The 14,507-nt window shown below is 42.1% G+C and carries 13 protein-coding genes and 1 tRNA gene; 9 read left to right on the forward strand and 5 right to left on the reverse strand.

Annotated elements, in window-relative coordinates; translation table 11 throughout:
• Nucleotides 1-452 precede the first annotated feature (452 nt).
• The 6 genes from CJD36_RS16635 to CJD36_RS23045 all read left to right on the forward strand — a co-directional run bounded on the left by CJD36_RS16635 (nucleotide 453) and on the right by CJD36_RS23045 (nucleotide 5,708).
• Nucleotides 453-2,354: a GDSL-type esterase/lipase family protein gene (locus CJD36_RS16635; RefSeq protein ID WP_105040338.1), complete on the forward strand. Its 1,902-nt coding sequence runs from the start codon at nucleotides 453-455 to the stop codon at nucleotides 2,352-2,354.
• Between the two features lie 56 nt (nucleotides 2,355-2,410).
• Nucleotides 2,411-3,871: an MBOAT family O-acyltransferase gene (locus CJD36_RS16640; protein WP_240609374.1), complete on the forward strand. Its 1,461-nt coding sequence runs from the start codon at nucleotides 2,411-2,413 to the stop codon at nucleotides 3,869-3,871.
• 13 nt (nucleotides 3,872-3,884) lie between these two features.
• On the forward strand, nucleotides 3,885-4,169 hold the full coding sequence (locus CJD36_RS16645; RefSeq protein ID WP_105040339.1) for a hypothetical protein: 285 nt from the start codon (nucleotides 3,885-3,887) through the stop codon (nucleotides 4,167-4,169).
• A gap of 78 nt (nucleotides 4,170-4,247) precedes the next feature.
• Nucleotides 4,248-4,994: a hypothetical protein gene (locus CJD36_RS16650; protein ID WP_105040340.1), complete on the forward strand. Its 747-nt coding sequence runs from the start codon at nucleotides 4,248-4,250 to the stop codon at nucleotides 4,992-4,994.
• A 55-nt stretch (nucleotides 4,995-5,049) separates the two neighbouring features.
• Nucleotides 5,050-5,463, forward strand: a complete 414-nt coding sequence (locus CJD36_RS16655) for a DUF6157 family protein (protein ID WP_105040341.1) — start codon at nucleotides 5,050-5,052, stop codon at nucleotides 5,461-5,463.
• Between the two features lie 11 nt (nucleotides 5,464-5,474).
• Nucleotides 5,475-5,708 carry a hypothetical protein gene (locus tag CJD36_RS23045; RefSeq protein ID WP_133162680.1) on the forward strand — a complete coding sequence of 78 codons (234 nt, stop codon included), beginning with the start codon at nucleotides 5,475-5,477 and terminating at the stop codon, nucleotides 5,706-5,708.
• Nucleotides 5,709-5,774: 66 nt separating this feature from the next.
• Here CJD36_RS23045 and CJD36_RS16660 read toward each other — a convergent pair whose 3' ends face one another.
• Nucleotides 5,775-8,360 (reverse strand): calcium-translocating P-type ATPase, PMCA-type, encoded by a 2,586-nt coding sequence (locus tag CJD36_RS16660; RefSeq protein ID WP_105040342.1) that lies wholly within the window; start codon nucleotides 8,358-8,360, stop codon nucleotides 5,775-5,777.
• Nucleotides 8,361-8,573: 213 nt separating this feature from the next.
• Nucleotides 8,574-9,776, reverse strand: coding sequence for an NAD(P)-dependent oxidoreductase (locus tag CJD36_RS16665; RefSeq protein WP_105040343.1), 1,203 nt, complete (start codon nucleotides 9,774-9,776; stop codon nucleotides 8,574-8,576).
• 91 nt (nucleotides 9,777-9,867) lie between these two features.
• On the opposite strand from CJD36_RS16665, the gene CJD36_RS16670 reads away from it, so the two are divergent.
• The 3 genes from CJD36_RS16670 to CJD36_RS16680 all read left to right on the forward strand — a co-directional run bounded on the left by CJD36_RS16670 (nucleotide 9,868) and on the right by CJD36_RS16680 (nucleotide 11,343).
• Entirely contained in the window at nucleotides 9,868-10,425 is a 558-nt protein-coding gene (locus tag CJD36_RS16670; RefSeq protein ID WP_105040344.1) for an iron-sulfur cluster co-chaperone HscB C-terminal domain-containing protein, read from the forward strand.
• Between the two features lie 18 nt (nucleotides 10,426-10,443).
• Nucleotides 10,444-10,527, forward strand: a tRNA-Leu gene (locus CJD36_RS16675).
• Nucleotides 10,528-10,863: 336 nt separating this feature from the next.
• On the forward strand, nucleotides 10,864-11,343 hold the full coding sequence (locus CJD36_RS16680) for a hypothetical protein (RefSeq protein ID WP_105040345.1): 480 nt from the start codon (nucleotides 10,864-10,866) through the stop codon (nucleotides 11,341-11,343).
• Nucleotides 11,344-11,841: 498 nt separating this feature from the next.
• Here CJD36_RS16680 and CJD36_RS16685 read toward each other — a convergent pair whose 3' ends face one another.
• From CJD36_RS16685 to CJD36_RS16695, 3 genes are all read right to left on the reverse strand, one after another.
• Nucleotides 11,842-12,417, reverse strand: a complete 576-nt coding sequence (locus CJD36_RS16685) for a hypothetical protein (RefSeq protein ID WP_105040346.1) — start codon at nucleotides 12,415-12,417, stop codon at nucleotides 11,842-11,844.
• Nucleotides 12,407-13,393: an ImmA/IrrE family metallo-endopeptidase gene (locus CJD36_RS16690; protein WP_161499350.1), complete on the reverse strand. Its 987-nt coding sequence runs from the start codon at nucleotides 13,391-13,393 to the stop codon at nucleotides 12,407-12,409. Before CJD36_RS16690 ends, CJD36_RS16685 begins: the two co-directional genes overlap by 11 nt.
• 210 nt (nucleotides 13,394-13,603) lie before the next feature.
• The gene (locus tag CJD36_RS16695; protein ID WP_105040348.1) at nucleotides 13,604-14,425 is read right to left on the reverse strand and encodes an AbiJ-NTD4 domain-containing protein; all 822 of its coding nucleotides are present in this window, start codon (nucleotides 14,423-14,425) and stop codon (nucleotides 13,604-13,606) included.
• Nucleotides 14,426-14,507: the final 82 nt, after the last annotated feature.

Genomic DNA, 14,507 nt, shown 5'->3' on the forward strand with positions numbered 1-14,507 from the left:
CATTGCGAACAGGCTTAATGCCCAATGACAAACCTCAGTCTTGTTCTTTACCCCTTTTCTTCTGCAATGATTCAATACCTAAATTATCTCTATTTACTTGCTATTGCAAACATAGGATGACCCAACTCTTTTACTTTTTGTCATTGATGATGATTGCTGGCCTACCCGAATAACCCCTCGCAACGATCCGCTTCTTTTACTTCCTGTCATTGGATGATGATTGCTGGGCAACCGGAATAACTCCTCCCAATGACGGCTTAGGGAGTATAAACGAATATGTCCGCGCGGATGTCACGGGTTCAAGAGCCTCACCCTGACATTCGGGAGAGAACTGCAAGATGCCGGCAAATCTATGAAGAGGCAAAAGAAATAGTAAATAGATGTAGTTTTTTTTGCGGTGGATTTTAATTATCCTAAGTTTGGTGTCGGAATAAGTTTCCACAACATTTTTTATGAATTATAATAAGAATGTAGTCGTATTCACGCTGGTGTTTACGATCATTCTCCTGGGGTACTCTGTACTGATCTCTATCTACCCTGCGTATTCTTTCGGCCTGGATAACTTAAGCATTGTAGCGGATGTAGTTAGGGTAAAAAGTGTTGATTCTAGTGCCATACAACAGAAACAGGATTCGGTAAACAAGATAGCTACAACGGCTGTTGCTGATGCTCCAACAGGGCCTAAAGACATTAAAAAGTACCTGCTGTCTAAGACCATTACCTCTTTTTCTACCGACAATACCGTTGCTGCCCTACCGCAAACCATGCGCAAGCTATATGCCCTGAAACAAAGTAAAAAAGGCAAGGTGCGCATAGCGTGGTTTGGGGATAGCTTTATAGAAGGCGACCAGCTCACCAAGACCTTCCGCAAGCAGATGCAGCAGTTTTTTGGTGGATATGGCGTGGGGTTTGTGCCGGTTACATCGGTAACTGTTGATGGATTCAGAACCACCGTATCACAAAAGTGGACAGGTGACTGGATAGAAGAGAATTTTAAGAATAAAGAACTGACCAGGCCACTATTCTTGTCCGGCCGCCTTTACTACACGGGCAATGGCTCAGTGACCATCAAAGATCATACGCTAGATAAGGATAGTACACAAAGGCTTGAAAAAAGCCTTATTTGCGGTGCAGGCAGTGCGGCTATAACAGTGAACGGACAAGGCAGGCAATTTGCAGCACCTAAACGACTAAACAGGCTAATGCTGGATAGCTCTACTAACCATAGCATAACTCTTGGTGTACAAAATAATCAATTGCCCGTGTATGGTATATCACTGGAGCCGCAGAATGGTGTGGTGGTAGATAACTTTTCATTCAGGGGTATATCGGGAGAAGAACTTGGTAAGCTGGACACCAGCTTTATAAGGGCAGTACAGGAACAAAATCCTTATGACCTTGTGGTACTTGAGTATGGCGTGAATGTTTTGTACAGGCCCGATAATACCGACTTTGCCTGGCACAAAAGGAACATGATGAAGGTGCTGCAGAAGTTGCGCGCGGCATTCCCGAATACAGAGTTTCTTATAGTGAGTACCTCAGACAGAGGGTTCAGGTATGGTGAGGAGGCAAGATCGGCAGTGGGTATTGATAACCTGGTGAGAACACAGGCAGAGATGGCTTTTGATAATGGGATGGCCTTCTACAATATGTTTGCCAGTATGGGTGGAGCAGGCACCATTGTAAGGTGGGCTGACAGCGTTCCTACCTTGGCGGGGCATGACTATGTGCATCCTAATGGCAGAGGCGCAGAGATATTAGGCAACCTGTTCTTTACATCGTTCATGAACGATTATGAGAAAGCTAATAACCCGGCGGCACCTAAGGCGCAGCCTCAACCGGCCACAACACCAACCGTGGCACCTGTGGCGCAACCGACGGTTGGGACAGTTGCAGAAAAGGCAATAGCTAAACCAGCATTGAACCATTACACCAAAACCAACTATGGCAGTATAATTGACAAGCGTACCGGCATAGAGTGGATGGTAGCTGAGGATAAAGACTATACGTGGGATGAAGCACGCCAGTGGGCAGCGAACCTTACCAGCGGGGGTGGCCACTGGGCACTACCGACGATTAATCAGATCATCACCCTATACGATACTACATCGACGGCAGGACAAGGATTTGTATACACCGATGGCAAAAACTATCCGGCTAAAATAAACAGCGTCTTTAGTAAAATAGGCCACGGCTCGTGGGTATGGTCGGCACAGGAAGTAGACTCGGTGAAGGCATACACAGTAAACCTGAACCTGAACAGGAGAATAAAATCATTAAAGAATAAGGCGAGTTACCCGATAAGGGTATTTGCAGTAAAGAAGACCGACCCATTAAAGACCGACCCTCAATAATAACCATGTTTGAACTTGGAAAGGCACATATGCCAACATTAGACACACAGGCTTTTTTGCATCAATTCTTATATGATGCCAAGAACCCATTGCTGTTCAATAATGGCTTCTTTGTCTATTTCTTTGCTGTATTCATCAGCCTTTACTTTATGTTCAGGAACTATAATACTGCCCGCAGTTTTATAGTAAGTATATTTTCATTGTACTTCTTTTACAAGGCCAGTGGCTGGTTTGTGGGGCTTGTGCTGCTATCGGCAGTGATAGACTACGCGCTTTCCAACCTTATCTATACCCGACAAAAGATAAGTAGCAAGAAGGCGCTGCTTGCGCTCAGTATTATCGGCAACCTGGGCATGTTGTTCTACTTTAAGTATACCAACTTCTTCCTGGCGTTCAGTAATCAGTTCTTTGCTACAGGTATCAGTCCGCTAAATATATTGCTACCTGTAGGTATCTCTTTTTATACGTTTGAGAATATCAGTTATACTATTGATGTGTATAGAGGAGAGTTTGCGCCGGAGAAGAAATTTATCAATTACCTGTTGTTCCTGTCTTTCTTCCCTAAGCTGATGATGGGGCCAATAGTAAGGGCTAAGGATTTTATACCACAACTGCACAAGCCGTATGAGATCACCCAGTTTGATTTTGCCAAAGGGTTCTATCTAATAGTTTCAGGGTTGTTTAAGAAGTTGGTAATATCTGACTACCTGACGCTGAACCTGGTCAACTACATTTTTGATGACCCTGCGAGACATACGGGATTAGAGTGCCTTGTAGCCCTCTTTGCCTATGCCATAGTGATCTACTGCGACTTTAGTGGTTACAGCGATGTGGCCATAGGTATAGCGCGGTGGCTGGGCATTACAATACCTCCTAACTTCCTGTCTCCCTACCAGAGTAAGTCGATTACAGAGTTCTGGCGGAGGTGGCATATATCATTATCGAGCTGGCTGAAGGATTACCTGTACATCTTCTGGCTGGGGGGTAACCGCAAGGGCAAGTTCCGTACCTATATTCACCTGTTCATTACCATGCTGCTGGGCGGCTTCTGGCATGGGGCCAACTGGACATTTATTGTATGGGGAGCCATGCATGGCACTGCACTGGTCATACACAAGATATGGATGGAAATAGCGGACGGCTTTATCAAACGGTTTGATACGAACTTCATTTACAACTTCTTTGCCCAACTGCTTACCTTCCTGTTCGTATGCTTTTGCTGGATCTTCTTTAAGGCTATTAATTTTAATATAGCCAAGGACATGATCCACCAGATCGTCTATAATTTTGACATTAATGTATGGAGGGAGTTCTTTGAGAACTACCACAATGTCATTTACTTGATGCTGCTGGGTTATGTGATCCACATGATACCCGACAACTTACCTGAGCGGATCATTCCGAGATTACAGAAAGCGCCGCTTGTGGCGTATATTGCAGTGTTTGTGGTATTTCTGTTTGTGTATGCGCAGTTCAAATCGAGCACACCGGTGATGCCTATTTATCTGCAGTTTTAAAACGCATTGTGCAATGGACAAGCTAATACGCTTCTGTTTTGATAATTGGTTGAGGCCGATATTGTTTTGTGCCATTGCGTTTCTATTGTACCTGAGAACGATATATCTGGGTTACAATACTGTTGCTACATTTTGCTTTATTCTTTTTGCTATAGGGTTTGCAGGTGCTTTCGGATCGGCTATCTACCAGTTTTTTAATGGCAGGTGGAAGGAAGGATTACTCACATTGCTGATACTAGTGGGTACTATTATAGGCGGGGTAATGGGGGTGTTGATATTTTTTATTGATAAGAGATAAGAACCTGTCCTGATGTTTTCACCGATTCAATAATTTTATACTTACGACTATTAAAACATAAGTACTCCGAGATACGCTATGAAAAGGTTTTTCAATTACTTCTTTTACACCTGGAAGCGGCCGGCTAATTTCTTTGCGATTTCATTTATTTTTTATGTAGTCGGAGCTTTTTTTGAATCGCATGTTATTCAAAACATAGCAGGCACCACGTTTCTCGCAGGGTGCCTGGAGCTGGTTATATCAATTATCCATTACTTTTCCAAAGGGGATCGGAGATATGCAGTTTACAATATAGCAGTGGCGGGCGCAGGGTTTATTGCTTTTATCATTTTTTCTGTTTTTCTGTTTTTCTTCGATTTCATGGTGCCTACCGATTCCTTTGCTGATAAGCTGACCATACCCACAAATATCAAAATAGAAGATCCGGTTTCTATAGAATATGGTGACGGCCACCCGGACAGCATTACTACGAGAAAGATAACAAAAACAGATCTTCAACTCTACAATGCATTTCAACCTGGACTTTTTGAATACGATGTATGGATAAGTAATATTGGTGACGGCACGGTCTATCTAAAAGCGTACGAAGTAACAGAGAATACGCCGTTGTCTGAATACAAACTGTTTAACCAAACTGTGATAGACGTGCACAACATGGCCGATACTTTTGTGAGATTCGGCACGAGCAGCACATTCACTATTTATGAAGGTGACTGGGGGAAACCCTATGCGGCAAGATTTGAGGTGTGGTTTATACCCGCAAACGGTGGGAACGAGCGAAAATTGATAGAAAAGAATTACAAGATAGAAGGATGGGAGCGATGATATGCAGTCATATTCGCTATAATAATTTGCAGTTTTTTTACTAAAATTGTAAAGCATGAAAACACATACTACCAACTGCATTAATACCTTTATTGCGATAGCCGATGACTGCCCTATTGACTTTGGTGAGGTGCCGCCGGTAAAGGGAGATAAAAAATCGGCGGCCAATATACAGTATGATATGATCAGTAAGCATCCGTATGAGTTTACTTCTGATGATGTACTGTTCGGGGTATATGCAGAGAAGAATGATCTGCATGAAGATGAGCTAAAGACAGCCAGAGCAGCCTTTTTCTCTAAAGGCCAGCCATGTATGCGCGCATCGGCTCTTACAAAAAGATATGGATGGGGCGTACATAGTAATGAAGAAGGTAATATAGCATTAGTAGGAAGCGAGACACCGGAGTATAAGCGACTGAAAAACGACACCACACTGGGAGTAGTTAAGGCAATGAAATCGGCGAGGTAAACTACCGGGCCATGAAAAAAAATCCTTTTATTTGGTTTATTGTCTCGTTGCTCATATCGTGCATAGTTACAGTAGGGTTTTGGATCCTAGCGTTTCAGCTTGTTTGTTACATTGACCCTCCTTATCATGATGGACATATGGGCATGCCTATAGGCCAAGCTATATACAGCATGGCAATAACAGCTGTAGCATCGGTAGTTGTTCTTGTGGTAGTTTTCAAGAAAATGAAAAAGAAATACAGCTAAACAGTTCCCTATAAAGATACCGTAAGTAAGACAGTGAGCACAGGGCATTTCAGTATGTTATGCGAGTTACTTTCTGTGTGTTTTAGCCCAGAGTTTCTTTAGCATTTTTTCGAACTCCACTGCGAAGAAAATAATGGTAGATATGGCAATGCAAACCAACAGTTCCTTTATTGTCAGTGGTTGTGTGCGGAATATCTTGTTGGCGAATGGCAGGTAGATGATGCCTAACTGGAGGATGAATGTGAGCAATATAGCACCTATTATTGGGAGGTTGGTAAAGAACCCTTTCCGGAAAATATATTCTTTGTCACTCCTTATGGCGAATACATGCCCCAACTGTGATAGCAGAATAACAGTGAATACCTCTGTTTGCCAGTGACCCGATTTTAGATGAATAGAATAGGCCTGCGTAGCTAGAACGACCGCTGCCATGAGAATACCAACCCATATGATGTGATAGCCTATACCATCTGAAAACATACTCTCGCTTGTTGGGCGTGGCGGGCGTTGCATAATATTCTTTTCCGCCTTTTCACCGGCCAGCGCCAGGCCGGGCAATCCATCTGTGACGAGATTTATCCAAAGAATATGAATGGGTAGTAAAGGCATGGGCAAACCTATCAAAGGGGCCGTAAAAATGATCAGTATCTCGGCGCTGTTACAAGCCATAATGTACTTGACAAACTTCCTGATGTTATCATAAATGCGGCGACCTTCTTTTATGGCATTGACTATGGTGGCAAAATTATCATCGAGCAATATCATTGAAGCCGCCTCCTTGCTTACATCTGTGCCTGTAATGCCCATTGCTATGCCTATGTTGGCCGACTTGAGTGACGGGGCATCATTTGATCCATCGCCCGTCATTGCCACAAAGTGATTCTCTCGCTGCAATGCCTTTACAATAGTGAGCTTCTGCTCGGGCGATACCCTGCCGTAAACCCTTATGTGCTCCACTTTTGCATCCAACTCTTCTTCACTCATAGCTGCAAGTTCCTTACCGGTCACGGCAAGATCATCAGTGGCAAGTATTCCGAGCTCCCGTGCAATGGCAGAGGCTGTTTCAATATGATCACCGGTGATCATAACCGGCTTTATGCCGGCCTCCAGACATTCCTTTATTGCTTGCTTTGCTTCGGGGCGGGGCGGGTCTACCATGCCTACGAAACCTGAGAACACCATTTGCTGTTCTACATCGTCCCATTTATCGGAGGATGGAACTTCTGTGAGTTTTCTCCAGGCATAGGCTAACACACGGATACCTTTCCCTGCCATTTCAGCAGCCTGGTCGTTGAGCTTTTTTTGTTCTGCTTCAGGAAGGTCTAGAATGGACGTAACAGCACCAGCACCACCCTTGGTGATGGCGATAAAGCCATCTTCAAACTTATGAATGGTTGTCATCCGTTTGCGGTCGGCATCGAAGGGAAACTCCCGCTCGCGAGGGTATTCCTTTTGTATCTCTTCCAGTTTTCCGCCGGGGTGTTTTTCATCTATATAGCTGGTCATGGCAATCTCGGTAGGATCACCGAGCCACTCCCCTTTTTCATTTTTTACTACATCCTGATTAAGCGCCATGGACCACTCCAGAAACGATACATCGGCAGCAGGAGATGCTGGCAAACCCTCTGCTGGCTTTACCTCTACCACGTTCATTTTATTCTGGGTCAATGTTCCTGTTTTATCTGAACAAATAAAAGTTACTGACCCAAGGGTTTCTACCGCATGTAGGTTTCTTACCACTACCTGCTTCTTCACCAATCTCTTGGCACCCACTGCAAGCGCAATAGTAACAAGCGCAGGCAGCGCCTCGGGAATGGCAGCTACCGCAAGTGAAATAGCGATCAGCAAGATATTCAAAGGAGCTTCCCCTCTTAACAACCCTACACCAAAAAGAACTATACACAGCGCTATGATGATGTATGATAGCTTCCTGCTGAAGTCGGTCATTTTGAGCTGTAGCGGTGTACTCACATTTTCCTCTTGCAGTAGCACCGCTATCTTACCCACCTCGGTATTCATACCCGTTTCCACCACCACGCCGGTACCCCTTCCGTTAGTGATCTTTGTGCCCTTGTAGGCAATGTTCAGTCGCTCTGCTACAGGAATTCCTTCATCGGCAATAGGCTCTGTGGTTTTATCTACCGGAACAGACTCGCCAGTTAGCGACGACTCCTCTATACGCAGCGAGTGGAGCTCTATTAGCCGAATGTCGGCAGGCACTATCTGACCCGTCTCGAGCAAGACCAGATCACCGGGCACCAAATCCTGAGACGGAATTCTTTTGGTTTGTCCATCGCGGGTAACATTTACCTCTGATACCGCTAATCTCTTAAGGGCTTCCATTGTTTGCTGCGCCCTGTACTCCTCTACGAAACCGATGATGGCATTGAGCAATACGATGACCAGAATAATTACGGTATCAACAAGATCGCCGGCAATGCCTGAAATAATAGCTGCCGCAACGAGTACGACAATCATGAAATTTTTGAACTGCTCGAAGAATATCTTCCAGGCGGACTTTTTCTTTTTCCCTTTTAACTTGTTGGGGCCATTTTTAGTAAGCGCAGCCGCAGCATTAGCAGAAGTAAGTCCGGCATCTGACGACGACAATTTTGAAAAAACGGATGCAATGTCTAATGTGTGCCAGTTCATTGAGTTATGTTGTGCAACACATGAAATATACCTGTAGCGTCAATGATATCTAAGCCCGTTTGGACGCGAACTAGAGATGACATTAAGATCAGTGGTGTGTTGGTGTTGAATTGCCGCAAAATCGTGCCACTGACAAGGCTTTATAAATTATAACGGGGCAAACAGCTTACCGCTATTTACCCCGTTATCGATTTAGATCATTCCTTGAATTAATTAATAAGCGTAGTCGCTCAGGTACTCGTACTTTTTGGTGAGCTTACCATTTTCGCAGATGGTAGCACGACGAAGGATATCACTATCTCCCTTTAGTATCTCTGGAAGGATGTACTTTTCGAAGTGGGTACCGAAGTATTGCGATGCATCGCAAGGCAATTCATTAGGCAGGTTATCTACAGCCATTACATCAATAATATCATTGTTGTTGAGGAATGGTACGGTCTGTGAAAAATCAGTACGATCGATACCATAAACAGGATCGGCAATGGTAGAAGAACCGACGTTGATAGGTACAGAACCATCCACATCGCAGGTGATATCTGAAATCACTTTTATGCGCCAGTCGTTGCGTTTGATCTCTTCTTTCTCAAACAGGCGGGCAATGCGCTGTTCCCAATAGATACCATTCATGAGAATATCTGTCTGGTTGATGTAAGAAGAGAACAGGCACTTGTAAGCCTCAGGGTACGCGTGGAAATCATCGCGCAGGAAGATGTCGTTATCCTTACGGGCATATAGACCGGCACCCTTAAGGTGCGTAAATACAGGATACTCATACTGATGGGTGAGGAAGTCCAATGGTTCTACTGACTCAATATCGAGCTGAGTGAATACTTCCAACACACCTGCCGCCACCTTGCCGGAGCCCGTTACAACTATCTTCATATTCGGCAGCTTTATGTGTTCATAAGCTGCTATCAATTCTTTAAAGCTTCTTACTTCATGGGCAGCAGGCAATTGGTACAAGCCAGTCTTCTTACCATAGGTAAGTAAGCCATTGTGCGCACCTACTATGCCTGCATAAAAACCAAAGCCCAGTATACGCTGGTTATCGGCATGAGTGAGGCATTCGTAATCGATCATGCGGATGTTCTTTTCTATAAGCGCATGCATGAGTTTTTTGTTGTGTGGCTGCTTCTTCTTAGTATGGCTGAAGAAGAAGTAAGTCTTACCTGGGAGCAGGCTATCTACCGGCACTTCTTTAATTCCAAGTAGTATATCGCAGTCATTGAGGTTGTCATTCAGTTCTATTCCTTCGGCAGCATATTCGGCATCGGCAAAGCAACGGCGGGGAGATGGTTCTACAACAATTTGCACATCGGGGTAGTGAGCCAGTATATACGCGCATTGCTTGGGGGTAAAGGCAACGCGATCATCGGGTAAAGTCTTTCTTTCTCTTATTAGTCCTATACGGAGCATCTTTAGTAATTTTGGGCGCAAAGATAACGAATCCCTTACCCACAACCTTGACAAAGGTCATAAACATGCAGACAGGGGCAATAAAATAACAATGGATAACTACTTCGAATTATATCAATTACCCGTTAGTTTTCACCCGGATGCAGCCAAAGTAAAAGCGAGGTTCTATGAGCTGAGCAGGCAGTATCACCCGGACAGGTTTACACAGGCCGGCAATACCCAAATGCTGGAAGCACTGACCATGGCGGCACTGAATAATAAGGCCTACAAAACGCTATCTAACGCCGATGCTACAATGGCTTATGTGCTGAAAATGCACGACGTGCTGAAGGATGAGGAGAAATATAACCTGCCACCGGCCTTCCTGATGGAGATGATGGATATAAATGAGGCGGTGACAGAGTATGAGGAACTGCCCACGAACACTACCCTGCGCGAACAGCTGGAAAGCACGCTGGCAGAGCAGTTTGCCGACTGGAAGGCAGCTGCAGACAAGCTGACAACAACCTACAATAATGATACTCCTAACCAGGCCGAACTCTTGCAAATAAAAGATATGTATTTTCGGAAGAAATATTTATTGCGGATTCAGGAAAGAATTAATAAATTTGCATCCCGCAACGACGCAGATAGTACGATAGGTACTTAGCCCACTGCATCAAAGATTGCCCAGATGGCGGAATTGGTAGACGCGCTAGACTCAAAATCTGGTTATCGCAAGGTAGTGCAGGTTCGATTCCTGTTCTGGGCACACAGTCTAACTGACTGAAATACAAAGAGTTGCATTCAATTGCAGCTCTTTTTTTATGCCTATATTTTTTAGTGTTCAAACGTCTTGCACTATAATTTGCACTATGACGCTTTGAAAGCCGCTACAGTAGCGATTCTTAATGTTTACCGATAATATGTTTAATGCCTGGCACAACAATGATTTGCGAACATGCGCGTCTACCAATTCCGCCATTCTGCTTAAGAATTCATTTTCTTTATCGTTATAACAAATATATTAGAAAGCATTCAACCTTTCTGTTTATTTTACCGCCTATTATAGAGAAACCACATTGTAGAAAACATAAAAATTAGAATTATGATTGTTCGAGTTGACCCAGCAGGACTATATCCGATTGGAGGCACTATAGGTAAAGGAACGTGGAAGGACTATATTCATGGCAAGTGTACTCCGATAGCTATAGCGTTCGAGTATTATATGGAACACCTTAGGGTTAAACACTCACCTACTTCCGTGAGCAGGTTGGATTGCGTATTTGCGTTTGATAATGATGCAATTTCAACCGGTTATTCACTTGGTAACCCTACAAAGAGTGTATATGTTCTCGATGCTACCGGTCACACCTTAATAAGCCGACACAACTATGAAGTTATATCTTACTTGAGTACATCGTTTGCCGGTAATTACTTTGGGGCAATTTTAGAGGAAGAGCCATTGCTAATAAACTACTGGAACGGTACAGCCTCAACAGAATATATTACTTCGATGGGCAAGAAGCTCGATTACTCTAATGAGATATTAATCGACTCGGATGTGACGGTTGTAGAAATTAAGTAACAATTTCCTTTGTGTCTTGAATTATGAAACGAATCTATTTTGTCATCGGTGAAGGCGGGGGTAGTAATCCACTTTGGTGAGATGTTTAACGGGCATTCGACAAGCCGGAAGACCAAATATTCGGTTGACTACCGGATTGGACGTTCCATTGTGGGCATGGATGCTTTCAATGCAGGAGATGAATCCACCAATGAGTCCTAACGCTGTCCTTGCCAATATTACCTCACCAAGAGAAGCTGCGTTTGAATATTATTTGATACCTCTTTGAATGAATGCGATGTACGGATACCAGTCTACCTAAGATTACATTGACTTATTGGGTCTTCACTGTACTATTATGGGAGTTGTTGTTTTAAGCCGCGGTGCAATGATCCCAGCACTGACATTGCCGGTACCGCAATTAGATATTGTTCATTCACATACAATACCCGCTAACGGGAATGCTCACAGAGTCCGAACCGCTTGCGGATGGATGTAGTAACTATATCAATATTGACATCAGTTCACCATCAATTTAATCCTCAGACATTCTTGATGGACCTCGCTGATATAAGGCGCCAACGGTCTGTTATTAGAAATGTGTTCTTGGAGAATCTGACTTAAGTCACTCTCATTTAAATGTTGATTAAACAGTAGCCATCCATATAAATGTGGTGTAGTTTGTACTCTACTGTTTCCTAAAATTTTCTTTGCAAATTTTCTTGCTTTTTGATCATCTGTAAGAAAAACCTGGTTGGTTCTTTTTGCAAATGCTATTGAAGAAAGCTCCCCCAATCCTAATTTTTTTCTATTCTGCATCAACTCGACTTCTTGTAAATCTGCTATACTTAAGTTAAAACTACTAACAGTTTGCTTAGTTAGAAGTGACTGCAGCTTATTAATAAGTACTTGCTCTTTTTCGTCAATACCTCTCCTCCTTTTAAATAAGCACTCATATTCGACAAACTTAGTTATCGAAAAAAAACACTTACTATTTAAAGTTGCCGCTAATAGAAGTGCTGAAGATATTACATTCCATAGTGAGCAACTATCTATGATATTTATTTTCTCAAATTCCCTTACGTCAATTTCCATAGTCCAGTTTTAAAGAAAACATTTCAAGAATTAATGGCAATTCAAATTCATTTGTAAGTAGCATCTCTGCAAATCTTCTTTCTGATATGTATCCTTTTGTATAACCTTCAAAGCACTTATTTATATAAAAAGAAGACAATCCTCTTTCCATTAATTTTCTTTTTGCTTCTTTAAGTTTACCATCTGATAAAGCTAATTCCGGGTCTTCTTTTTGGTTTGAAGGGATTCTTATTTTTGAATAAGCTGTGTACTGAGTTTGATTAATAAATTTCGCTTCTTTTAGAGAAATCAAGAGTGGAAGAATATTAGTTTTAAATTGGAGTGCAAGCGTAGTAACAATTTCTTCCGTCCAAATAGAAACATTCAAATTCTTAATTGCTTCCTTGGGAATTAAAAAATTCGATGCAAAAGTATTTGCCCTGATTTCAATTAGATTATTATCCTTGCCGTCATTTAAAAAAGATATGTTGATTTCATTATCAGAGTCAAATACTGAATGCCCTATTTCATGAGCAATTGTGAAGTTCTGGCGAAAAACATCTTCATTATAATTTACAAGTACACATTTTCCCGCTGTAGGATGGTTGATAAATAATCCTGAAATATCCGAATTAGAAAGCCGTCTTCTGAATATGTGGATTCCAAGATTTCTCAGATCATAGTAAAGGTCTTTTATTATCGTATTTGGCCTATATCCTAAGTGCGTTCTAAGTGCATTAGCACCTTGTTCTCCGTGTGCCTTGAAAAAAGTGCCGCTTGTGGTGAAATTGAACCTGTTAGGTTTAAAGCTAAGCTCGTCCCATAAAAATTGCTCGCTTTCACAGAGAAAAAGAAACTCTTGTATTGTCCACCTATCTTCTTTGGAGAAAGACTCTCCATGTTTGCGATATAAAATATCAATTTGTTCTGATGCTGAAAGCTTTTGATTACTGATGAAGAAAACATAATCCTGCTTGTAATAATCTGAAAATATCAATATTTCATCTCCTGATGGTTCACTTTCACCTTTCTAATAATTTTCAATCCTTGACATGGATATCCCAGTGCCTTTTTCAACCTCATTTAGAGACAACTGCAGCTGTTCTCTACATCGATTTAGTTTTGCTCCGAGGGACTTAAGATCAAGAGACATATTATAATATTAAACTAAAATTCGGAAAAATAAAATACATACCAAGAGATATACTTAGAATGGCAAATCATCTTTAGTCGATGTCACAGTCAAATCCTTATTCTTTCTTATTAGATACATTGCTATTGACGTAGAGAGGCCTACCATTAATTCAGCTTCTTCAAAACTGGGCTCACCGTTTTCTTTTAGATGTCTTCCTTTTTCAGAAGAAAAGCCCCATATTTTTTCAATAATAATATCTATAGTTACAGGCACTATGTTTCTATTTTGTTTAATCAACGCCCCCAAGGTTTCATTCCTATTACCAACTATTTCTCGTGCTACTACTTCAAGACATGCAACACCATGTTGTATGGCACCTGTTATGTCGGGTATTGGTCTGCGGGACAAATCATTTATCGCTTCCTGAATTTCATTTTTCGCCGTATTCAATCCCGCGGTAACCATTATATCTTCTGCTTTTCGCAAATCAGCTTCAAAAAATTCTTCGCCGCGATATGTAATTTGACCGTCTTCCAATTTCCACCCAATTCCATTTACTTTGAAATATTCATTTATCTCGTCTGTAAATCGGCTTTGATGGCGTCGTTCAATTTGATGATATAATGCTTCAATAATATCATAAATTTTAAACCAATCGCAATTATCAATTAAATCTTGTATTTCATATCGTACATTATCATCACCCCAATTATTTTGTGTATCCGGTGCAACTCTTAATGTTTGGCAGATATAAAGTCGCACGGCTTTAGGAGTGTAACCATAAGCGTAGAGACTTTGAATAAGAAAACTTCGTAGCCCAGTAGGGGCATCCTCTCTCAAAATAATTTCTTTTTGTACAGAATTATATCCGTGTCTTTTCGAAAAGCTTTCCATAATGATTTTTTTCAATTTAAATTTGATCTAAACCTATTTTCTTGACTCAAGAAACCTATTAAGATTTGATAAAAGCCCCATT

Source organism: Flavipsychrobacter stenotrophus (assembly GCF_002954265.1).
GTDB lineage: Bacteria > Bacteroidota > Bacteroidia > Chitinophagales > Chitinophagaceae > Flavipsychrobacter > Flavipsychrobacter stenotrophus.